The sequence below is a fragment of the Flavobacterium jejuense genome (genome assembly GCF_006491595.2).
Classification (GTDB): domain Bacteria; phylum Bacteroidota; class Bacteroidia; order Flavobacteriales; family Flavobacteriaceae; genus Flavobacterium; species Flavobacterium jejuense.
This window is the reverse complement of record NZ_VEVQ02000013.1, coordinates 27,072-49,543: the sequence shown is the minus strand read 5'-3', so window position 1 is coordinate 49,543 and position 22,472 is coordinate 27,072. Positions and strand designations below refer to the sequence as shown.

17 protein-coding genes are annotated in these 22,472 nt (G+C 29.5%); 10 read left to right on the top strand and 7 right to left on the bottom strand.

Features of this window, described 5'->3' with window-relative positions; genetic code table 11:
- The first annotated feature begins 54 nt into the window (after positions 1 to 54).
- Together FIA58_RS16790 and FIA58_RS16785 are read left to right on the top strand one after the other, a co-directional pair.
- Entirely contained in the window at positions 55 to 1,665 is a 1,611-nt protein-coding gene (locus FIA58_RS16790) for an Ig-like domain-containing protein (RefSeq protein ID WP_140963854.1), read from the top strand.
- 77 nt (positions 1,666 to 1,742) lie between these two features.
- Positions 1,743 to 2,999: a hypothetical protein gene (locus tag FIA58_RS16785; RefSeq protein WP_140963853.1), complete on the top strand. Its 1,257-nt coding sequence runs from the start codon at positions 1,743 to 1,745 to the stop codon at positions 2,997 to 2,999.
- Between the two features lie 27 nt (positions 3,000 to 3,026).
- Here the strand turns inward: FIA58_RS16785 and FIA58_RS16780 are convergent, their stop codons facing one another.
- Positions 3,027 to 3,794: a nitrilase family protein gene (locus tag FIA58_RS16780; RefSeq protein WP_140963852.1), complete on the bottom strand. Its 768-nt coding sequence runs from the start codon at positions 3,792 to 3,794 to the stop codon at positions 3,027 to 3,029.
- 135 nt (positions 3,795 to 3,929) lie between these two features.
- Here FIA58_RS16780 and FIA58_RS16775 point away from each other — a divergent pair, with 135 nt between their 5' ends.
- Together FIA58_RS16775 and FIA58_RS16770 are read left to right on the top strand one after the other, a co-directional pair.
- Positions 3,930 to 4,856 carry a PfkB family carbohydrate kinase gene (locus FIA58_RS16775; RefSeq protein ID WP_140963851.1) on the top strand — a complete coding sequence of 309 codons (927 nt, stop codon included), beginning with the start codon at positions 3,930 to 3,932 and terminating at the stop codon, positions 4,854 to 4,856.
- A 79-nt stretch (positions 4,857 to 4,935) separates the two neighbouring features.
- Positions 4,936 to 6,834: an amidophosphoribosyltransferase gene (locus FIA58_RS16770; protein WP_140963850.1), complete on the top strand. Its 1,899-nt coding sequence runs from the start codon at positions 4,936 to 4,938 to the stop codon at positions 6,832 to 6,834.
- Positions 6,835 to 7,252: 418 nt separating this feature from the next.
- Here the strand turns inward: FIA58_RS16770 and FIA58_RS16765 are convergent, their stop codons facing one another.
- Positions 7,253 to 7,861: a superoxide dismutase gene (locus FIA58_RS16765; protein WP_140963849.1), complete on the bottom strand. Its 609-nt coding sequence runs from the start codon at positions 7,859 to 7,861 to the stop codon at positions 7,253 to 7,255.
- A 108-nt stretch (positions 7,862 to 7,969) separates the two neighbouring features.
- Here FIA58_RS16765 and FIA58_RS16760 point away from each other — a divergent pair, with 108 nt between their 5' ends.
- The 4 genes from FIA58_RS16760 (at position 7,970) to FIA58_RS16745 (ending at position 16,694) form a co-directional block, all read left to right on the top strand.
- Positions 7,970 to 11,128, top strand: a complete 3,159-nt coding sequence (locus tag FIA58_RS16760) for a UvrD-helicase domain-containing protein (protein ID WP_140963848.1) — start codon at positions 7,970 to 7,972, stop codon at positions 11,126 to 11,128.
- Positions 11,129 to 11,147: 19 nt separating this feature from the next.
- Positions 11,148 to 12,344: a glycine C-acetyltransferase gene (gene kbl / locus FIA58_RS16755; RefSeq protein ID WP_140963847.1), complete on the top strand. Its 1,197-nt coding sequence runs from the start codon at positions 11,148 to 11,150 to the stop codon at positions 12,342 to 12,344.
- 101 nt (positions 12,345 to 12,445) lie between these two features.
- On the top strand, positions 12,446 to 13,849 hold the full coding sequence (locus tag FIA58_RS16750; RefSeq protein WP_140963846.1) for an OmpA family protein: 1,404 nt from the start codon (positions 12,446 to 12,448) through the stop codon (positions 13,847 to 13,849).
- A 64-nt stretch (positions 13,850 to 13,913) separates the two neighbouring features.
- On the top strand, positions 13,914 to 16,694 hold the full coding sequence (locus tag FIA58_RS16745) for a PD-(D/E)XK nuclease family protein (protein WP_140963845.1): 2,781 nt from the start codon (positions 13,914 to 13,916) through the stop codon (positions 16,692 to 16,694).
- Here the strand turns inward: FIA58_RS16745 and FIA58_RS16740 are convergent.
- Positions 16,691 to 17,473 carry an alpha/beta fold hydrolase gene (locus FIA58_RS16740; protein WP_140963844.1) on the bottom strand — a complete coding sequence of 261 codons (783 nt, stop codon included), beginning with the start codon at positions 17,471 to 17,473 and terminating at the stop codon, positions 16,691 to 16,693. The genes FIA58_RS16745 and FIA58_RS16740 overlap by 4 nt on opposite strands.
- 60 nt (positions 17,474 to 17,533) lie before the next feature.
- Between FIA58_RS16740 and FIA58_RS16735 the strand changes: the two genes are divergently transcribed.
- Complete coding sequence (locus FIA58_RS16735) at positions 17,534 to 18,514, top strand: helix-turn-helix transcriptional regulator (RefSeq protein WP_317167926.1); 981 nt, start codon at positions 17,534 to 17,536, stop codon at positions 18,512 to 18,514.
- An 80-nt stretch (positions 18,515 to 18,594) separates the two neighbouring features.
- On the opposite strand, the gene FIA58_RS16730 is transcribed toward FIA58_RS16735, so the two are convergent.
- Both FIA58_RS16730 and FIA58_RS16725 read right to left on the bottom strand, forming a co-directional pair.
- The gene (locus tag FIA58_RS16730) at positions 18,595 to 18,972 is read right to left on the bottom strand and encodes a nuclear transport factor 2 family protein (protein WP_140963843.1); all 378 of its coding nucleotides are present in this window, start codon (positions 18,970 to 18,972) and stop codon (positions 18,595 to 18,597) included.
- A 34-nt stretch (positions 18,973 to 19,006) separates the two neighbouring features.
- On the bottom strand, positions 19,007 to 19,495 hold the full coding sequence (locus FIA58_RS16725) for a DinB family protein (protein WP_140963842.1): 489 nt from the start codon (positions 19,493 to 19,495) through the stop codon (positions 19,007 to 19,009).
- A gap of 361 nt (positions 19,496 to 19,856) precedes the next feature.
- Here FIA58_RS16725 and FIA58_RS16720 point away from each other — a divergent pair, with 361 nt between their 5' ends.
- Positions 19,857 to 20,207, top strand: a complete 351-nt coding sequence (locus tag FIA58_RS16720) for a hypothetical protein (protein WP_140963841.1) — start codon at positions 19,857 to 19,859, stop codon at positions 20,205 to 20,207.
- Between the two features lie 100 nt (positions 20,208 to 20,307).
- Here the strand turns inward: FIA58_RS16720 and FIA58_RS16715 are convergent, their stop codons facing one another.
- Both FIA58_RS16715 and FIA58_RS16710 read right to left on the bottom strand, forming a co-directional pair.
- Positions 20,308 to 21,600 carry an aminopeptidase P family protein gene (locus tag FIA58_RS16715; RefSeq protein ID WP_140963840.1) on the bottom strand — a complete coding sequence of 431 codons (1,293 nt, stop codon included), beginning with the start codon at positions 21,598 to 21,600 and terminating at the stop codon, positions 20,308 to 20,310.
- Positions 21,601 to 21,773: 173 nt separating this feature from the next.
- Entirely contained in the window at positions 21,774 to 22,364 is a 591-nt protein-coding gene (locus tag FIA58_RS16710) for a Crp/Fnr family transcriptional regulator (protein WP_140963839.1), read from the bottom strand.
- Positions 22,365 to 22,472 lie beyond the last annotated feature (108 nt).

Sequence of the window (22,472 nt, the reverse complement as noted above, 5' to 3'; positions counted from 1 at the left end):
TTATGTTTACACTAAATATAGTTGTTATTTTGTATTGCTTTATTTAAATAATAAATGAAAAATATCTATTTTATAATTCTTACTATAGTTTTAGGGTTAACTATTTTTACTAGTAGTTGTGCAAAAAGAGGAACCATCACAGGTGGTTTAAAAGACACAATCGCTCCTAAAATCATTTCAAGTAGCCCAAAAAATTTTAACACTAATTTTCAAGGTAATGAAATTAAAATCACCTTTAATGAATTGATTAAAGTCAAAAACATTAACAAGCAATTAATTATTTCCCCTCCTTTTAAAAAACAACCTATCATTATCCCTCAAGGGAGCGCGAGCAAATTCATATCTATAAAAATTTTGGACACTCTAAAACCAAACACTACCTATAGTTTTAATTTTGGACAAAGTATTACCGACAATAATGAAGGCAACCCTTATTCTCAATTTAAATATGTTTTTTCTACTGGAACTTATATTGATTCTTTAGCTTTATTAGGAAAAATAAAAGATGCATACGAAGAAAAACCAGATAATTTCATATCGGTTCAATTATATGATGCTACTACTTTTAAAGACTCAACTGTTTTTAACGAAACACCTCTTTACGTCACCAATACTTTAGATAGTTTAAAAGTTTTTGCTTTTGAGAATTTAAAAGCAGGTGAATACAAAATTATAGCGCTTAAAGACAAAAACAATAATTATAAGTATGATCCAAAAACAGACAAAATAGCTTTCCTTGAACAAACTATTACATTACCAAATGATACAGTTTATGAATTAGAACTTTTTAAAGAAAAGGGAAATTTTAAAGCAGATAAACCCATTCAACAAACCAATAATAAGTTTTATATGGGTTTTCAAGGAGATCCAAAACAAACAAAAGTAACTGCTAAAATAGGAGAAGAAACTATTCCTTTAAAAATGACAAGATTTCCTGACAAAGGAAAAGATTCTGTTCAATTATTTTTCCCTATCGTAAAACCAGATTCATTAGTTGTTTCTGTAGAAAATGGTGATTATTCTAAATCTTTTAAAACCAAAATTAAAGAACTTAAAGAAACCGATTCACTAGAAATTCAATCTTCACAAAGAAATCTTAATTTCAGAGATAATTTCACATTAAAAACTAAAACACCTATAAATTCCATTGAAAAAAGCAAGATTAAATTAATCAATAAAGATTCAGTAGCAGTAGATTTCGATTTTATTTATAAAGAATTTGAACAAGAAATAGTTTTCGATTTTAAAAAAGAAGAAAGTCAGAAATACACTATGGAAATTCTTCCTGAAGCTATAGAAGACTTTTACAATACTAAAAATGATTCTCTTTTATTCTCATTTACTACCAAAGCTTTATCAGATTATGGAAACTTAAAAATAATGGTTAAAAATGCTAATCGTTATCCATATATAGTTGAAATTCTAACTGACAAAGGAAATGTAATTGCATCCGAAAGTAGAAAAAATGACCAACCAATATTTTTTGATTCCATTGAACCAAGGATTTACACCTTAAGAATTATTTATGACGATAATCAAAACGGCATTTGGGACACTGGTAATTTCCTAGAAAAAAAACAAGCCGAACAAATTATTTATTATTCTAAAAAAATAGATGTTAGAGCCAATTGGGATGTTGAACAAGAATTTCAAATTGGAGAATAAAACACTTCTTCAACTCAGATACATTAAAACCTTACCCTAATCAAAATTTATAAAACCCAAAAAAATTCATTTATACCATGAACAAAAAACTTTTTTTGATTCTATTCATTTTTAATTGCAGTATTTATGCACAAGTTACTTTCGAAAAAGGATATTTTATCGACACTAAAAACATAAAAACGGAATGTTTAATAAGAAATCATGATTGGTCAAAACTATCTGATAAAATTGAATACAAATTAACCGAAGCTTCAATAGAAGAAGAAATATCTTTACTAAATCTTACGGAATTTCAAATATATAACACCGACCATTATTATAGGAAATATACTTTCAACATTGATAAAGATGTAGAAAATAAAAATATTAAAACAGAATCAGTGACTGATTTCTTAAAAGTTCTTATTGAAGGAAAAGCAAGTTTATTAGAATTCAATCGAGAGTTTTATTTTTATAACAAAGAAGGAAATGATACAATTAAGCAGCTATTATTTAAAAAATATGTAGATAAAAATAGAATGATTCACGAAGATTATCTTTTTCGCAAAGAATTATTTGACAACTTAAACTGTGAAAAAAACACAATAAATATTAGAAAAATAAAATATTTAAAAAGAGAATTTATCAACTTTTTTAAAAGTTATAATACTTGTGAAAACTCTGAATTCAAGATTTTTGAAGCAAACAAATCTAAAGCAAAATTTGATTTTAACATTTTACTCGGAACAGTTTTAAATAAAAGCAAAGGAAGCCTTTTTTCTGGATACTCAGGAGGATCTATTCCTTCATCTGGAGGATCCGTACCAATAACTGCAAATAATGATTATTTTACTAGAAAAAATCAAACTAATATAATGGTTGGTTTTGAAGCAGAAGTAGTCTTACCCTATTTTAAAAACGCATGGTCATTATTTACAGCTCCAAATTATCAATATTTAAAAGGGGAGAAAATTGACAACATTACTTATTTTAGCTATCCGGGGAACCTAACGATTAAAGATATCTCTTATATAGAAATTCCTTTAGGGGTTAAACGTTATTTTTTTATTAATAATCATTCAAAAATTCATTTAAGTTTTGCTTATAATTTCATTTCTCAAATTAGTGATGAAAAAATCGCTTACTTTACTAGAAATGGACAACCTGAAAACACTACAAATGCGATAAATAATTATGAGAAAAAACAATCCTCGATTAGAATTACTACAGGATATACTTACAAGGACCAATACAATGTTTCTTTAGTTTATTATCCTGTAAAAAAAATCAGTAATAATTTTGAAAGCGACCTAAGTGGCTCCATAGGAATTTATTTAGCTTATAAATTATTTTAAATCAAAATAAATGAAGAATGTTAGAAATCACGAAATAATTATAAATTCATCTCTATCTTCAAGAAAATTTAATTTTTTTCTGGTTTCTAACATATCCTCTTTCTTCATTTCAACTACAAAGATGCCTTGCTCCTCTTTTGCATTGATTCTTTCATTTCCTAAATAATCAACCACTTGAGAACTTCCTGTATATTCTAATTGATTTGCATCTGCACCAATACGATTAACACCTACAGTATAAACCATATTTTCTATTGCTCTAGCTTTCAACAAAGCATCCCAAGCTTTGATTCTTGGCTTAGGCCAATTTGCTACATACAGTAGCAAATCATAATTATCAACATTTCTACTAAAAACCGGAAAACGTAAATCATAACAAATTAATGGACATATTTTCCAACCCTTATAATCTATAATTACTTTCTTTTCACCTTTTGTATATACCTTTTCTTCTCCAGCTAAAGAGAAAAGATGTCTTTTGTTATAAAATTCAACATTTCCATTTGGAAACACAAAAACAAGACGATTAAAGTAAGCCCCATTTTCTTCAACAACAAAACTTCCTGTTATAGCAATTTTTTTTTCAAAAGCTATCTGTTTTAACCAATCCATAGTTGTATCATTCATTTTTTCAGCAACTTCTTGAGGATTCATTGTAAAACCTGAAGTAAACATTTCTGGTAAAACTAAAAGATCGTATGTTTCTTCACAAGAGTCTATATATTCTTGAATTAAAATTCTATTTTCTTCTGGCTTTTGCCAAATTAACTTGGTTTGAAAAAGAGCAATCTTCATTTTTGGAATTAAAATAATATTGGATATAAAATTAAGAAAATAAACTAATAATTTTAGAGCAACTTTTACTTAATTAAAACCTTTACTGTTTTAAACTAAAGTTTTATCTTTGCAACTTATTTCAAAAAGTACATAATGAATAAATTACTAATAGTTGGTACAGTAGCCTTTGATGCTATTGAAACACCATTTGGAAAAACGGATAAAATTTTAGGTGGAGCAGCTACTTATATTGGCTTATCATCTTCATTTTTTAATGTAGACGCAGCAATAGTTTCTGTAGTAGGAGAAGATTTCCCAAAAGAACATTTAGATTTATTAGCAAATAAAGGAATAAATATTGAAGGAATTGAAATTGTAAAAGGAGGAAAGACTTTCTTTTGGAGTGGAAAATACCACAATGATTTAAATTCAAGAGATACATTAGTAACTGAACTAAACGTATTAGCAGATTTTAATCCAATCGTTCCAAATGCATACAAAAATGCTGAAGTAGTATTATTAGGAAACTTACACCCATTAGTTCAAACAGGTGTTTTAGACCAAATGGAAACCAAACCAAAGTTAATTGTATTAGACACAATGAATTTCTGGATGGATTGTGCGTTACCTGAGCTATTAGATGTAATTAAAAAAGTAGATGTAATTACTATTAATGATGAAGAAGCACGTCAGTTATCTGGTGAGTATTCATTAGTTAAAGCATCTCAAAAAATTCAGACAATGGGACCAAAATATGTAGTAATCAAAAAAGGAGAACACGGTGCTTTACTGTTCCATAATAAAGAAGTTTTCTTTGCTCCCGCTTTACCACTTGAAGAAGTATTTGACCCAACAGGTGCTGGTGACACATTTGCTGGTGGATTTGCTGGCTACATTGCTCAAAGTGAAAACATTTCTTTCGACAACATGAAAAACGGTATTATTTACGGCTCAAATTTAGCTTCATTCTGTGTGGAAAAATTTGGAACAGAAAGAATGGAAAAACTAGAAAAAGAAGAAGTAATTGCTCGCTTACAACAATTTAAAGCGCTAACGCAATTTGAAATAGAATTAGATTAAATTTTTATGCCTCGAATTTTCGGGGCTTTTTTAATAATAAATTTTCATTAGAATAACTACTCAACACAACAACAACTTTATGAGTGACGCTATTAAACACGAATGTGGAATTGCCCTTTTAAGACTACTAAAACCATTAGAGTACTATAAAGAAAAATACGGTACTTCTTTTTACGGTGTGCAAAAAATGTATCTCTTAATGGAGAAACAACACAATCGAGGACAAGATGGTGCTGGTCTAGCTAGTATTAAAATGGATATTGATCCAGGACAAAGATACATTAGCAGAATCCGTTCCAACCATTCACAACCTATTCAAGATATTTTTTCACAAATTAATGGACGAATAAGTAGCGAACTTCAAGAACATCCGGAATACCTAAATGATATTGCTTTACAAAAAAAGAATATCCCCTATATTGCTGAATTATTCTTAGGACATGTTCGTTATGGAACTTTTGGAAAAAACAGTATTGAAAGTGTACACCCATTTCTACGTCAAAACAATTGGATGCATCGCAATCTAATTGTTGCAGGAAATTTCAATTTAACTAATGTTAAAGAGTTATTCCAAAGTTTAGTTGATTTAGGACAACATCCTAAAGAATTAGCCGATACGGTTACTGTAATGGAAAAAATAGGTCATTTCTTAGATGATGAAGTAACCGATTTATACCAAAATTGTAAAAACGAAGGATTTTCTAAAAAAGAAGCTTCCGCTATTATAGCAGAACGTTTAAACATACCTAAAATACTAGAAAGAGCTTCAAGAAATTGGGATGGTGGTTATGCTATGGCTGGATTAATTGGTCATGGTGATTCATTTGTTTTAAGAGATCCTGCTGGAATTAGACCCGCATATTATTATCAAGATGATGAAATTGCAGTGGTTGCATCAGAAAGACCAGTTATTCAAACTGTATTTAATGTTCCATTTGAAGAAGTAAAAGAATTAGAACCAGGTCATGCCATAATTATAAAAAAAAATGGTTCTGTTTCAATTAATGAAGTAAGAAAACCGTTAATCAAAAAAGCATGTTCCTTTGAACGCATTTATTTTTCAAGAGGGAGTGATTCGGAAATTTATCAAGAGCGCAAAGAACTTGGCAAACTAGTATTCCCAACTATTCTAAAAGCAATTGACTACGATACTGACAATAGTGTTTTTTCATTTATTCCAAATACCGCTGAAACCTCATTTTACGGAATGATTGAAGCTGCTAATGATTTTTTAAATCAAAGAAAAATCAAATCCATTTTAGAAAACAAACAACACCTTTCAGAAGAAAAACTTCAAGAGATTCTTGCTGTTAAATTACGTACAGAAAAAGTAGCAATAAAAGACGCTAAACTAAGGACTTTTATTACTGAAGACAGCAGTAGAGATGATTTAGTTGCCCACGTTTATGATGTCACTTATGGTGTGGTTAAACCTAATGATAATTTGGTAATTATAGATGATAGTATTGTAAGAGGGACGACTTTAAAACAAAGTATCATTAAAATGATGGATCGACTACAACCAAAACGAATTGTTGTAGTCTCCTCCGCTCCACAAATTAGATATCCAGATTGTTATGGTATTGACATGGCAAAATTAGAAGGACTAGTCGCTTTTAAAGCTGTACTAGAATTACTAAAAGAACGAAATTTATACCACATTATTGATGAAGTGTACCAAAAATCTAAAAGCCAAGAACTTTTCAATGATGATCAAGTTGTCAATTATGTAAAAGAAATATATGCGCCTTTCACAGATGAAGAAATTTCGGCTAAAATTGCAGAGATGTTAACTCCTGAAGGTGTAAATGCTGAAATTAAAATTATTTATCAAAAAGTAGCCGATTTACACAAAGCATGTCCAAAAAATCTTGGCGACTGGTACTTCACTGGAAACTACCCAACAGCAGGAGGCAACAGGGTTGTAAATAAGGCATTTATGAATTTTTATGAAGGAAAAGATGCAAGAGCGTATTAAAAATAACTGTTCATCGGTTTTTTGTGTTATTGAACAATTTTTTTATGCTACAAACAAAGCTTACTATACTTTAGCACTACCAGAAAATTAGTAGGTTAAGTTTTATGGTAGATTTGGGGCAAAAAGGGTGAAAGTAATTTCACCTTTTTTTTTGCACTTATATCATTAAAATCTCTTGAAATTATCAAAAAAAGAGTAATTCATCGTTTTTTTTTACATTTCAACAATTTTTTTATGCATGCATATTAGATACATACTACTTTAGCACTACCAGAAAATTAGTAGGTTAAGTTTTATGGTAGATTTGGGGCAAAAAGGGTGAAAGTAATTTCACCTTTTTTTTTGGAATTAAGTTAAAACCAAAAAAAAAGAGAAACTATTAAATAGTTTCTCTTTTTATAATGTAATGTACAATAACTTACTTTTCCATAGCAAACCTTCTTGTCACTTCAGTCCAATTAATTACACTAAAGAAAGCTTCAATATAATCTGGTCTTCTATTCTGATAATTTAAGTAATAAGCATGCTCCCATACATCAAGACCTAAAATTGGAGTTCCTTCACAACCTACATTAGGCATCAAAGGATTATCTTGGTTTGCAGAACTACAAACTTCTAGTTTCCCATCTTTTTTCACACACAACCAAGCCCAACCAGAACCAAAACGTGTAGCAGCAGCTTTTGCAAACTCCACTTTAAAAACATCAAATGAACCAAAAGAGGCGTCAATAGCTTTTGCTAATTCTCCAGAAGGAAGTCCTCCTCCATTCGGATCCATTACAGTCCAAAACAAACTATGATTATAAAAACCTCCACCATTATTTCTAACAGCAGCATTATTCAAATCAAGGTTAATTAAAATATTTTCAATTGTTTTTCCCTCTAAATCAGTTCCCTCAATTGCATTATTAAGATTTGTCGTATATCCATTATGATGTTTAGAATGGTGAATCTCCATTGTTCTTGCATCAATATATGGTTCCAATGCATCGTATGCATATGGTAATTTTGGTAATTCAAATGACATAATGTTCTTTTTTTATAATTAGTATTAGTGAATTCAAAGTTATAAATTTAACTTTGGATTAAAAAATAGAATGTTCCTATACAACTATAATTAAGATAAATATAACATTTGAAAAAAGCAGCTTTTACTTTATATGATGCATCCGCAGGTTCAGGAAAAACTTACACGCTAACGAAAGAGTATTTAAAAATACTATTTTTAGCTAAAGGGGATGATGCTTACAAACGAATTCTTGCCATCACTTTCACTAATAAAGCAGTGGAAGAAATGAAATCACGTATTGTAGATAGCTTATATGAATTTTCAAAAGACGACTCTTCAACCAAAGCAAATGAATTTTTAAAAGTTCTTTGTCTAGAAACAGGTTTGTCAATTGCTACACTAAAAGACAAATCTAAAGCAATCATAAAAAGCATAATTCATAACTATGCTGCTTTTGGAATATCAACCATTGATAAATTCACGCACAAAGTAATACGTGCATTTGCTCAGGATTTAAATTTACCTCCAAACTTCGAAGTAAGCTTAGATACAGACTCTATTCTTCAAGAGGCAGTTGACGTTGTTATTTCAAAAGTTGGTGAAGACAAAGATTTAACTCAATTATTAATTGACTTTACGAAAGACAAAACAGACGAAGATAAAAATTGGGATATTTCCAATGAACTTTTTGAAATATCAAAACTTTTAGTCAATGAAAACAATGCCAATGAAATAAATGAATTCCAAGATAAAACTTTTGATGATTTCAAACACATAAAAGATATTCTAAAAACTAAAATACTTCACTTTCAAGAAGAAAATAAAATCTTAATTGAAAAATGCAACGACTTAATTAAAAAAAATGGCATTTCAATAGATTCTTTTTCTAGAAAAACGTTTCCAAATCATTTAGAAAAAATTACAGAAAACACATTACTGATAAAAGACAATTATAAATACCTCACTTTTGATGATATAGCAATTAATAAAACGGCAAAAGACAAAGACATTATCGAAACCATTTCAAATGAACTTTTAGTCATTTTACAAAAATGCTATTATAGCATCTCTAAAATTGCTTTCTATGAAGCCTTTTTACAAAATATAAACCCACTTTCACTTTTAAATACTATTAATTTAGAATTTAAAAAAATACAAGAAGAACAAAACATTCTTTCTATTTCCGATTTTAATAAAATAATATTTAATGAGATTCAAAATCAACCTGCTCCTTTTATTTATGAACGTTTGGGCGAAAAATACCGTCATTTTTTTGTAGACGAATTTCAAGATACTTCGGTAATGCAATGGCAAAACCTTATTCCTTTAATTGACAATGCACTTTCAAGTGAAGACAATGGCATAAAAGGCAGTTTAATGATTGTGGGTGACCCAAAACAATCTATATATAGATGGAGAGGAGGAAAAGCGGAACAATTTATTGAGTTAAGTAAGGATCATGTAAATCCTTTTTCAAACAAAAACAAAGAAACCATTCAACTTGAAACTAATTACAGAAGTTACGAAGAAGTAATCCATTTTAATAACCATTTTTTTTCTTTTTTATCCAATAAATTTGAAAATGAAGATTATCAGAAATTATATTTAGAGCATAGTTATCAGAAAACAAATAACAAAAAAAAGGGCTACGTAAATATTTCTTTTATTGACACTTCGGATGAAGAAAATCAACAAACAGATGATGATAACGAATACTCTTTAAAAACAAAACTGTATCTCGAAAAAACACTTCAAACAATTAATGAAGTTTTAGAACAAAAATTTGAATATAGAGATATTGTTCTTTTAACTAGAAAAAAAGCAGACGGTGTTTTTTTAGCTAATTTTCTTACTGAAAAAAACATTCCTATTTTATCATCTGAAACTTTATTGATTCAAAATGCAACAGAAGTAAAATTAATTCTTGATGTACTTCGATATCTAAAAAACAATAAAGATCAAGAATCAAAAGCTAGAATGCTTTATTTTATTGCAAAATACAATCAAAATAATTTACCCATTCACGACTTTATTATAGCCACAAAAGACTTATCTGAAAACGAATTAGAAGCCTATTTAAAAACTATAAAAATCAAAATTTCATTTAAAAACTGCAAAAAGAAGTCTTTATATGAAGCTGTAGAAATCATTGTCTCTACCTTTATAAAGGAAAAAGCAAACATCTCTTATGTTCAATATTTTTTAGATTTGGTTTTAGAGAGAGACAATAAAACACAATCTGGAATTTCAGATTTTATTACTTATTGGGACAAAATAGGTTTTAAAAAAAGCATTCCTTCTCCAGAAGGAAATAATGCTGTTCGAATTATGACTATTCATAAATCGAAAGGATTAGAGTTTCCAGTCGTGATTTATCCCTTTGCAGAAGAAAATTTTTCGGTAAATAGTAGAAATAAATTATGGATTGATTTTGATGAAGAAGAAGCTATTAACTTTCCAAAGGCATTAGTAAATCAAAAAAAAGATGTTGCCATTTATGGTAATAATGCAAAACATACTTATGACAAAAAAACACAAGAGGAAATTCTAGACGTTATCAATGTATTATATGTTGCCTTAACTAGAGCAGAGGAACAATTATACATTATTTCTAATCATTTAATTTCAAAATCAGGATTACCAAATAATCTTTCCTCTTATTTCATCGAATTTCTCCAAAAGAATAACAAATATGAAGAAGGTAAATTGACATATGAATTTGGTGATCCAAAAAGAGAATCTAAAGTTAATTATTTCAACAATAAACAAAATTTTATTGAAATTGTTTCTGAAAGATTAGAAAACAAAAAAATTAAAATTGCTCAGAAAGAAGCTTTAATGTGGAATACAGAACAGCAAAAAGCAATTGAATTTGGCAATCTACTTCATGAAATACTCTCATTCATTAAAACACCAAAAGATATTGATGTTGCAATAGATGTTGCAATAGAAAACGGATTAATATTGGTTAACCAAAAAAATGAAATTAAACAAAAAATAAGTGAAATTGTTAATCACAACGACTTGTCTTCTTTTTATGACGGAAACGGAATTACATTCAACGAACAAACCATTATTAAAAAAGGTCTTGGAAATGTAAAACCAGACAAAATACTCATCAAAGACAAAAAAGCCTTTTTATTAGATTATAAAACTGGTGAAATGCTAGAAAAACACAAAAAACAAGTATTAGATTACTCAATGATTATTGAAGAAATGAATTATGAAGTTGTAAAAAAAGTACTAGTTTATATTGGAGAAAAAATAGAAATAGTACTTTTGTAACAACTAAACCTTTTATAAAATGTACGGTAAAATAAAGCAACACTTACAAAATGAATTAAACACCATTCAAGAAAATGGCCTATTTAAAAAAGAAAGAATCATTACATCACCACAAGGAGCTGAAATAAAAATTGCAACAGGAGAAACTGTTCTAAATTTTTGTGCCAATAATTATTTAGGACTATCATCACATCCTGAAGTAGTCCAAGCTGCAAAAGACGCATTAGACACTCATGGTTTTGGAATGTCATCTGTTCGATTCATTTGTGGAACACAGGATATACATAAAGAGCTTGAACAAAAAATAGCTAAATTTTATGGAACAGAAGACACCATTTTATATGCAGCCGCTTTTGATGCAAATGGAGGTGTTTTTGAACCTTTATTGGGAGAAGAAGATTGCATCATTTCTGACAGCTTAAACCATGCCTCTATAATAGATGGAGTTCGTTTATGTAAAGCAGCACGTTATCGTTATCAAAATAATGACATGTCAGATTTAGAAGCTCAATTAATAGAAGCTAACGAAATAGGACATAGATTTAAACTGATAGTAACAGATGGAGTTTTCTCAATGGATGGCTTAGTAGCTCCTTTAGATAAAATTTGCGACCTTGCGGATAAATATGATGCAATGGTAATGGTTGATGAATGTCATGCAGCTGGATTTATAGGAGCAACTGGAAAAGGAACACTTGAAGCGAAAGGTGTAATGAAAAGAGTTGATATCATTACTGGAACTTTAGGAAAAGCATTAGGAGGAGCAATGGGAGGATATACTACAGCAAAAAAAGAGGTCATTGAAATATTACGTCAGCGCTCAAGACCATACTTGTTTTCAAATTCATTAGCTCCATCAATTGTGGGAGCCTCATTAAAAGTATTTGAATTATTAGAAAAAGACACTTCTTTAAGAGATAAACTAGAATGGAATACTAACTATTTCAAAGAAGGAATGAAAAATGCAGGCTTTGACATTATAGATGGAGACTCTGCAATTGTACCTGTTATGCTATATGATGCAAAACTTTCACAGATAATGGCAGATGAATTGTTAAAAAAAGGAATTTATGTAATTGGTTTCTTTTTTCCTGTTGTACCAAAAGAAAAAGCAAGAATTAGAGTACAACTATCTGCTGCTCACACAAAAGAACACTTAGACAAAGCTATAAATGCATTCGTACAAGTAGGTAAATCATTGAAAATAATAAGTTAAAACTTAATTACCCCTTACTTTTTTTAACAAAACTTTTTGTATTTAAAAAAAAATAGTATTTTTGTTCTAATTATAACGCATTGTAATTTAATTAATAAAGTATGAAACATCTAAACAAATTATTTGCTGCTGGTTTATTGCTTGCTGGTTTATCAACGCAAGCACAAAACGGTGACAATCCATGGGCTGTGTCCTTTGGAGCAAACGCGGTTGATACCAAGGTAAGTGCCGAAGGTAATTCTAGCCCACAATTCATCCAATTGGGTAACGCTAAAGACAATTGGAACATTTTACCATCTGTATCTTATTTAAACGTATCAAGATATGTTGGAGATGGATTTTCTGTTGGATTAACAGGTTCGGTTAACAAAATTGATAAATGGTTAGAGAGAGTTCCTGGGACAGATAATACTGATGCTGTTTTAAATCCTGGTGACTTATCTTATTATGCAGTTGATGCTGTAATCAAATATAGCTTTCAAGATTTAATCAAATCTACTTGGTTAGATCCTTCTATTAATGTTGGAGGTGGATACAATTTCGTTGGAGATGCATCTGCAGGAACTGTTAATGGAGGTTTAGGATTAACTTTTTGGTTTACTGAAAATGTTGGTCTTCAATTACAATCTGTTTACAAACATTCATTTGATGAAGATAGAGTTGCTGACGCTGACGTTCCAACTCATATTCAACATTTCGCAGGTCTTACTTTCAAATTTGGTGGTAAAGATACTGATGGTGATGGTGTTTATGACAAAGATGATGCTTGTCCTGAAGTGGCTGGTTTAAAAGAATTAAACGGTTGTCCTGACACTGATGGTGATGGTATTGCTGACAAAGATGATGCTTGTCCTGAAGTAGCTGGTCCAGCTGAATTTAACGGTTGTCCTGATACTGATGGTGATGGAATTATCGATAATGAAGATGCTTGTCCTGAAGTAGCTGGTACTAAAATCATGAAAGGTTGTCCAGATGCAGACGGTGACGGTGTAGCTGACAAAGATGATGAATGTCCTACTGTTAAAGGAGAAAGAGCTAACAAAGGTTGTCCATGGCCTGACGGTGACGGTGACGGAGTATTTGATAAAGATGATGCTTGTCCTACTGTAGCTGGTACTGTTGCTAACAACGGTTGTCCTGAAGTTTCTGACGAAGCTGTTAAAAAATTAAATGATTACGCTAAAACAATATTATTTAATTCAGGTAAATCAACTTTCCAACAACAAACTTACCCAGTTTTAGAAGCTATTGCAGCTATCTTAAAAGAGTATCCAAATTCTAAATTCTCAATTGAAGGTCACACTGACTCTGACGGTCGTGAAGAGACTAACCAAGTGTTATCTACTTCAAGAGCAGAAGCTGTTAAAGCTTATTTAATTGAAAACGGAATCGATGCTACTAGATTAAGTGCTACTGGATTTGGTGAGAAATTCCCAATTGATACAAACAAAACTTCTAAAGGTAAAGCTAACAACAGAAGAGTTGAAGTGAAATTAGTAAAATAATTTCCTCTCAAAAATAATTTTAAAACGCTCCGATAAATCGGAGCGTTTTTTTTATTTTTATACAATGATAAACGATACTTTTTTAGACAAACTTTCAAAACATATTCTTACCAGTTTTGACAATAATTTACAAGATATAATTGTTGTTTTGCCTAATAAAAGAGCAAAAGTATTCTTATTAGACAGCCTTAACAAACAGACTAACAAAACTATTTTTGCCCCTCAAATAACAAGTATTGAAGATTTAATTCAAGAAATTTCAGGAATAAGAGTTGTTGATTCTATTGAGCTACTTTTTGAATTTTATGAAGTATATAGTTCATTAACTAAAAAGGATGATCTTCTAAACTTTACTATGTTTTCCAATTGGGCTAAAACATTATTACAAGATTTTAATGAGATTGATCGTTATTTACTAGAACCTAATTTTGTTTTTTCCTACTTAAAAGACATTGAAGCACTTAAACGCTGGGATTTACAACCAAAAGAAACTACATCATTAATAGATAATCATCTGGCTTTTTGGAAAAAAATACCAGAATACTATAACTCATTATATAATTATCTCAAAAATAAAAAAGTGGGTTATCAAGGCTTAATTTATCGTGAATCTGTTAAAAACCTTAAATCTTATTCAGAGAATTTACTGAATAAGAAACTAGTTTTTGCTGGCTTTAATGCACTAAATCAAGCAGAAGAAAAAATAATCTTACATTTACTCACAAACAACAAAGCATCAATATATTGGGATATTGATTCCTACTTCATTAACAATCCTTACCATGACGCTGGTTTATTTATCAGACGTTTTAAAAATCAATGGAAAAATTATTCTACCCAACCTTTTGAATGGATTTCTGAAGATTTCCAACAAGAGAAAAACATAAATATAATTGGTACACCCAAAACAATTGGTCAGGCAAAAATAGCAGGCAAAATAATCGAAAAACTAACTCTTAAAAACGAAAACAATAGCAAAACAGCAATTGTTTTGGGAGATGAAAATCTATTAATTCCTGTTTTATACGCTTTACCTAATTCGGTAAATACTTTAAATATTACGATGGGATATTCTGGAAAAAATAATCCAGCCCAATTATTAATTTCAAAACTATTTAAACTACATGCTAATGCAATTAGCAGGAATGCCTCTAACTACACTTTTTATTATAAAGAAGTTTTAGAAGTATTAAACCATCCTTTAGTAGAACCTTACATAAATGTTAATGAAGTAATACAAACCATACATAATAACAATTTTACCTTTTTTTCTTTAGAAACTTTATTCCGTCTAAAAGAAGAAAAATACAAGCATCAACAAAATGAGTATTTTGATTTACTTTTTACTAAATGGGACAATGATCCACTAAAAATATTAACTCGCATAAGTACAATTTTATTACAAATAAAATATTGTTTAAACAAAGAAAATGAAGAAGATAAAGTAACAAAATCATTTGTATATGCTATATTCAAAGTAATTAATAAACTTATCAATTATTGCGAAACGTATGAAGGCAAAATAAACTCTATTGAAGCCTTGTATGAAATGTACAAACAAGTAATTGATTTAGCTGAAGTTTCATTTGAAGGAGAACCTCTTACTGGCTTGCAAATAATGGGTGTTTTAGAAAGTAGAGTACTTGATTTCGACAACATAATAATCACTTCTGTGAATGAAGGCAAATTCCCCTCAGGAAAATCACAAAATTCTTTTATTCCTTATGATGTAAAACGTGAATTAGGATTACCCACTTACAAAGAAAAAGATGCCATTTATAGTTATCATTTCTATCATCTACTTCACAGAGCTAAAAATATTTATTTGCTATACAACACAGATAATGAAGGAATTGATGCTGGAGAAAAAAGTAGGTTTATAACCCAATTAGAAATCGAAAAACAACCAAAACACAACATAACACATTCTATTTACAATGCTGTTTTACCTGAAAAAGCATATAGCATCATAAATGTTCCCAAATCAGAATTAATGTTAGAACGTTTACACGAAATTGCTACTGTAAAAGGATTCTCCCCTTCTTCACTAACCTCATACATTCGCAACCCTATTCAATTCTATTTTCAAAGAGTTTTACGCATAAACGAAATGGACGAAGTAGAAGAAAATATTGCCGTAAACACATTAGGGACAATTATTCATGAGACTTTAGAAGAGCTATACCAACCTTATTTAAATAAATTTCTAGCACTTCATCATCTTGAAGAAATGATTTCCAAAATTGATAATATCACATTAGAACAATTCAAATTAGTCTATAAAGAAGGGGAAATTAAAAAAGGGAAAAATCTCTTAGCTTTTGAAGTAGCTAAAAGAAATATTTACAATTTTTTACAAGTAGAAAAAACAGCTATCGAAGCTGGAGAAGCTGTAAAAATTATCGCTTTAGAAGAAAAGCTTGAAGTATTAATTCAAGATGAAAGATTGCCTTATCCAATTAAAATAGCAGGAAATGTGGACCGAATTGAAATAAGAGATAACATCATTCGAATTATCGATTATAAAACAGGTAAAGTAGAAGCAAACTCGTTAAAAGTTAATGATTTTGAGGGATTAACTTCTGAAATTAAAAACGAAAAGATTATTCAACTGCTATGCTATGCTCTAATGTTTAAAAATAACGAAAACTATCCCGTTGAAGCAGGTATTATTTCTTTTAAAAATATGAAAGAAGGTTTCATGCCATTTACCTTAGGAAAAGGACGTGGAATAGTTGGCCAAACCAATATAACAGAAGAAATTTTAGAAGCTTTTAAAACTGAAATAATAAGTTTGATTTTAGAGATAATAGATAATAAAGTTCCTTTAAAAGAAACTATTTAAAAAACTTTCATAAAATCTAAAAGAACTTTTTGCAGTTCTTCCTTATTCTCGAAATGACTCATATGACCGTCATTGAAAGTTACCAACTTAACATTAGTATTTTTAACCTGTGCTTTATTTTCTTCATAATTTAAAACAGGATCATTTTTACCCAAAATAAGTGTTTTAGGAAACGATGTTGTATGTAATAACAGTTCTCGGTCTTTTCTTATTTTCATTCCTTCTTGAGCTGCTACAATACCTTGTAAAGGAGTTTGAAGCGCTTCATTCTTTGCCCATTCAATTTCATTTACCAATTTAGTTCTGTTTTCCTCACTAAATAAATTCGCAATTGACATACTAATAGCATTTTTACAATTTTGCTTAACAGCAAATATTGCACGATCTCTATTTGCTTTTCTTTCTGCACTATCTTCTTTTGCAGTAGAATTCAACAAAACCATTCCTTTTACCAATTCTGGAAACAACTCAACAAAAGCTAAAGCAACATAACCGCCCATGGAATGACCTACTAAAATAACCTCTTCTAAATCTAACTCTTGAACAACGTGATGTACTACATCAGCCATATCCTCCATAGTATGTATATAACTTAAACACTCTGTTTGACCGTGTCCTAACAAATCAATACAAATAACTCTATTTTTTTGCATCAATTCTGGAACCAAAGCATTCCACATCTTACTGTTTTCTAAAAAACCATGTAAAAGAACAACTGTCTTTCCTTTTCCATAATCGGTATAATGAATCTTACTATTTTTATATGTGGTTAATTTCATGAATGCAAAAATAGAATTAAGTAAGTAATGAAAGAATTAATTTCACATAAATAGTTAATTTTGAAAAAAAAGACATTTATGTTAGATGAATCTCCTAAACGATTTGACAGAATAATATCCATCCTAATTCAACTACAATCCAAACGAATTGTAAAAGCTCAGGAATTAGCAGATCGGTTTGAGGTAAGTTTACGAACCATTTATAGAGATATTCGCTCTTTAGAAACTTCTGGTGTTCCTATTTATAGTGAACCAGGTGTTGGCTATTCATTAGTAGATGGTTATCGATTACCTCCTGTAATGTTTACTCGTGAAGAAGCAACTAGTTTCATCGCTTCTGAAAAATTAATGGAAACTTTTATCGATAAAGAATTAGGGAAACACTATGCTTCAGCAATGTTTAAAATAAAATCTGTTTTAAAAAACACAGATAAAGATTGGCTTTCTTCTATTGCATCTAAAGTAATTGTTCAACAACCTTCTGTACATTTATTCAACGAAAAAGTACCAGACGCTATGAGTGTATTATTCAAAAGTATAGCCGACAAAACACAAGTGAAATTGTTATACCAAGCTTTTGATGCTGATAGCTCAGAAAGAATTATTGAACCTGTTGGTGTTTATCATGACCATAACAATTGGTATATTTTTGGTTTTTGTCATTTACGAAACGATTACAGACAATTTAGAGCCGATAGAATTCAAGGAATTGAAAAAACAGTTATTGCATTTATCAAAGAGCACAAGCCTTTGGAAGAATATCTCAATAAAGAAAAAGAATGTCCTACAACTCAAGTAGTTCTTTTAGTAGATAAAAAAATTGTAAAATATCTTGATTATGAAAAAAAATACCACGGTTTTGTCTCACAAAAAAAAATAGGAGATAAAATTGAAATGACTTTTTTATGTAGAGATTTAGAAAACGGCTTTTCAAGATGGCTATTAATGTTTGCCGATTATGCTACAATTATAGAACCTCAACGATTAAAAGAAAGAATGCTTGAAATGTTAGAATCCTATAAAATTAATCTTTTAAAATAAAAAAAGCCGAAAATAATGCTAGTCATTTTCGGCTTTTTAAAATAGAAACCTAAAAGTGTTCTATTTTAATTGTTTCTGTCCTAAATCGTGTCTTTAGATTCAACAACAGCAAGATTATTTATCAATTTCCATTCATTATCTGTATCTAAAACTAATGAATTATAAGACATAAAATAGTTTTCTGAACTTTCTAATTTTAATTTTACATAGGCTATGGTTTCAAAATCATCAATGGCTTCAATCTTCATTTTCCTAGGTAGACCTCCAAAAATCCCCTCCTTAATAGTAGCTATATATTTTTCTTTATCGATGATAGTGATTCCAGATGTTCCCATGAAACCATTATTAGTAATTCTAAAATGAGGATGTAAGACACTTTCTAATAAATCAACATCGCTATTGTCTCCTCCTCGAACAAAATTTGTTATGGCCAATTCAATTTTTTCTCTTTTTGTCATCTTTTTGTTTTAAATACTTATTACATTTCAAAAACTATTCTCTTGTCCAAAAGAAAGGTGGCTCAATACCTAAGGCACGCAAATACACATAACCTTGTCCACGATGATGAATTTCGTTATCTATAAAATAGAAAATATTTTCAATGATAGGAAACTCATATTGCCCAAAAAGATTAAAAGTCTTTTCAAAATCTTCAATAGGAATTTGTTTAAAATACTGATTGATTTCTTCCGTTGCTTCATCCCATTTTTGCAAATACTGTGCTTTTGTTGTAAGCGTTTCTGTTTCCTCTTCTGAATACGGTTTCTCAGCGCGATTTACAATTCCTTTCAAAGCAGGAACAGCAATAGATAACAATTCTGAAGTTAGCTTTGAAAAAGTTCGCATGCCACCAATGGAGAACTCAAAAAAATCTTTTTCAGGAAAAGCTTCAATTACATGTCTAGTTAAGGCACGATGCCCTTGCCAATGTTTTAATAATTGTGCCGGACTAATCACTTGAGGTGCTGTTGTAGTGTTCATAATGTTTATTTTTTTAAATTATGACACAAAGGTAAATGGGCTATATGACAACAGTTTGTCAGTAGGAATTTTAAAGTTTAATAAAAAAAATTGTCTCATTAAAAAGCAGCACCATTTCTTTAAAATACTTTTTAATTGACATTAAAAATATCAATTTTGACGCTTTTTATAATATCTTCAATACTATACTATTCATTTTTAATATTTAAAATATCAAAATATAAGTTAAAAGTAACTATATAATTACTTTTATTATTAAATTTGATAGTAAAAATATCACTTTTGACTATAAAACAGTCATTTATGATGCTTTTAATGTGCATCGAATACTTAATTGCTTCTCCATAATTGTAAAAAGGATATGAAAAAAGGAAAAAACAATATTAATACAGGAAAAATACTGACAGATTATATACAGTCACATAAAATTAATAAAACCGAACTAGGCAATGCCATTAATAGAAGAGGTCTTTCTATTTTGAATTACACTCGAAACAGTAGTATTCAGACGGGTATATTAATTGAGATTTGCTATGCTTTAAAGCACAACTTTTTTAAAGAAATTGCAGACCAACTTCCAGAAGATTTTACAACAAAAAACAGAAAAGATAAAAGTTTAGTTTCTGAAAAAGACCAAATCATAGCTCAGTTACAAGAAGAAAACAAAGTGCTTAAAATTCAAAATGATTTATTGATGAAGTTGAGAAGTTAATGTGTCAAAATTTTGGATGAAGGACTATACAAAAAACGACCCACAATCGTGAGTCGTTATTTTTAAAACTAATCACTAATTACTAGCGACTAATTAATTTTTAACTGTTCAATATCGATTCAATTTCATCTGCCTCAATAGGAATATTACGCATTAAGTTGAAAGGTTCTCCTATGTTTTGAATCACTACATCGTCTTCTAAACGAATACCAAATTTTTCATTAGGAATGTAAATACCTGGTTCTACTGTGAACACCATATTGGCTTGCATCGGTTCATACAACAAACCATAATCATGCGTATCTAATCCCATATGATGTGAAGTTCCGTGCATGAAATATTTTTTATATGCTGGCCAATCTGGATTTTCATTTTGAACATCCGCTTTGTCTAACAAGCCTAAACCTAATAATTCAGAAGTCATTAATTTACCCACTTCTATATGATATTGTTTCCAAAGTGTTCCTGGAATCAACATTTTAGTAGCTTCATTCTTTACGTTCAAAACGGCATTATAAACCGCTTTTTGTCTATCGTTAAATTTTCCAGAAACTGGAATCGTTCTTGTCATATCACTAGAATAATTAGCATATTCAGCACCAACATCAAGTAACAATAAATCACCAGCATGACATTGTTGGTTGTTTTCTATATAATGTAAAACATTAGCATTATTTCCAGAAGCAATAATGGGTGTGTATGCAAAACCTTTGGAACGATTTCTTAAAAATTCGTGTGCAAATTCGGCTTCAATTTCATATTCCATGACATTAGGTTTCACAAAATTTAAAATTCTTCGGAACCCTTTTTCAGTAATATCACAAGCTTTTTGGATTAAATCCAATTCTTCACTTTCTTTAACCGAACGAATGCGTTGCAAAATAGGATTTGATTTTTCTACTTTATGTGCTGGATAATTTTCTTTCCACCATTTTACAAAACGCGCTTCACGAGTTTCTGTTTCAATAGTCGCACGGTAATGTTCGTTAGTGTTGATATACATCGTTTCAGCATACGTCATCACTTCTTTCAACGTCTTATGAAAATCTTGTAACCAAATCACTGATTTAATTCCAGATACTTCAAAAGCCCTCTCTTTAGTTAATTTTTCCCCTTCCCAAACCGCAATATGTTCATTAGTTTCTTTTAAGAATAAAATTTCTCTCAAATTCTCATAAGGAGCATCAGGAAAAAGTAATAAAATACTTTCCTCTTGATCCACACCACTTAAATAAAAAATATCACGATGTTGTGCAAATGGCAAAGTAGAATCAGCAGAAACAGGATAAATATCATTAGAATTGAAAACCGCAACACTATTGGGTTTCATTTTTGAAACAAACTTTTTACGATTTTTTATAAATAAGTCTTTGTCTATTTGATGGTATTTCATTATTTAGATTTTAAGATTTCTCGATTGTTAGAGCATTAGATAAACTATTCATCAAAAATACACAAACTATTTTTTTGAATCAGTAGCCAAATGGCTTTATTTTTACTTTACATGAATTACTGAATATCGGAAAACAGATTTAAGAAATTTCTTAAATTTATATTCCAAAAATTCTAGATTATATTCTTACGAATGCGACTCATATGTCTAGTAGAAATTCCTAAAAAAGAAGCTAAGTAATGTAAAGGCACTTCTTGTAAAAGTTTCGTTTCATTTACCAATATTTTTTTATAACGTTCTTCAGGAGTAAGTGTTAGTAAGTCGATACGATAATCATCAATCAAACAAAGTTGCTTCTCAATTAAATTGAAGTAAAACTGATGAAACGCTTGGTTGTTTTTTATTAAATCATTGAAAACAGAAAGCGTAACAACATATAAAGTAGCATCTGCAATGGCTTTAATACTTTTTCTAGAAGGTACTTGATGTAAAAAACTATTTAAAGAACTAGTAACCGAATTTTTTAAAGCTAAATAAGTCGTTTTTTCTTCTTCTTGAACAATAATTGCATGTTGTAAAATACCGCTTTCTACAAAACAAAAATAGTTACAGACTTCATTTTCCACTACTAAAAACTCATTTTTCTTTAATATGAATTTTTCAAAACACTGAATGGCCACATTCATTTCGTTCTCTAACGAATCATTTTTTAAAATATTTCTAAAAAAATCAATATAGCTTTCGCTAAAATTTACAACAGACATAAAAAGCCATTTTATAGCATATAAATTTAAAAATATAAACACTAACAATTACCTTAAAAATTAAAAAAAACGTTTAAAACAAAAAACTTATATTTACAAATTAAAAAA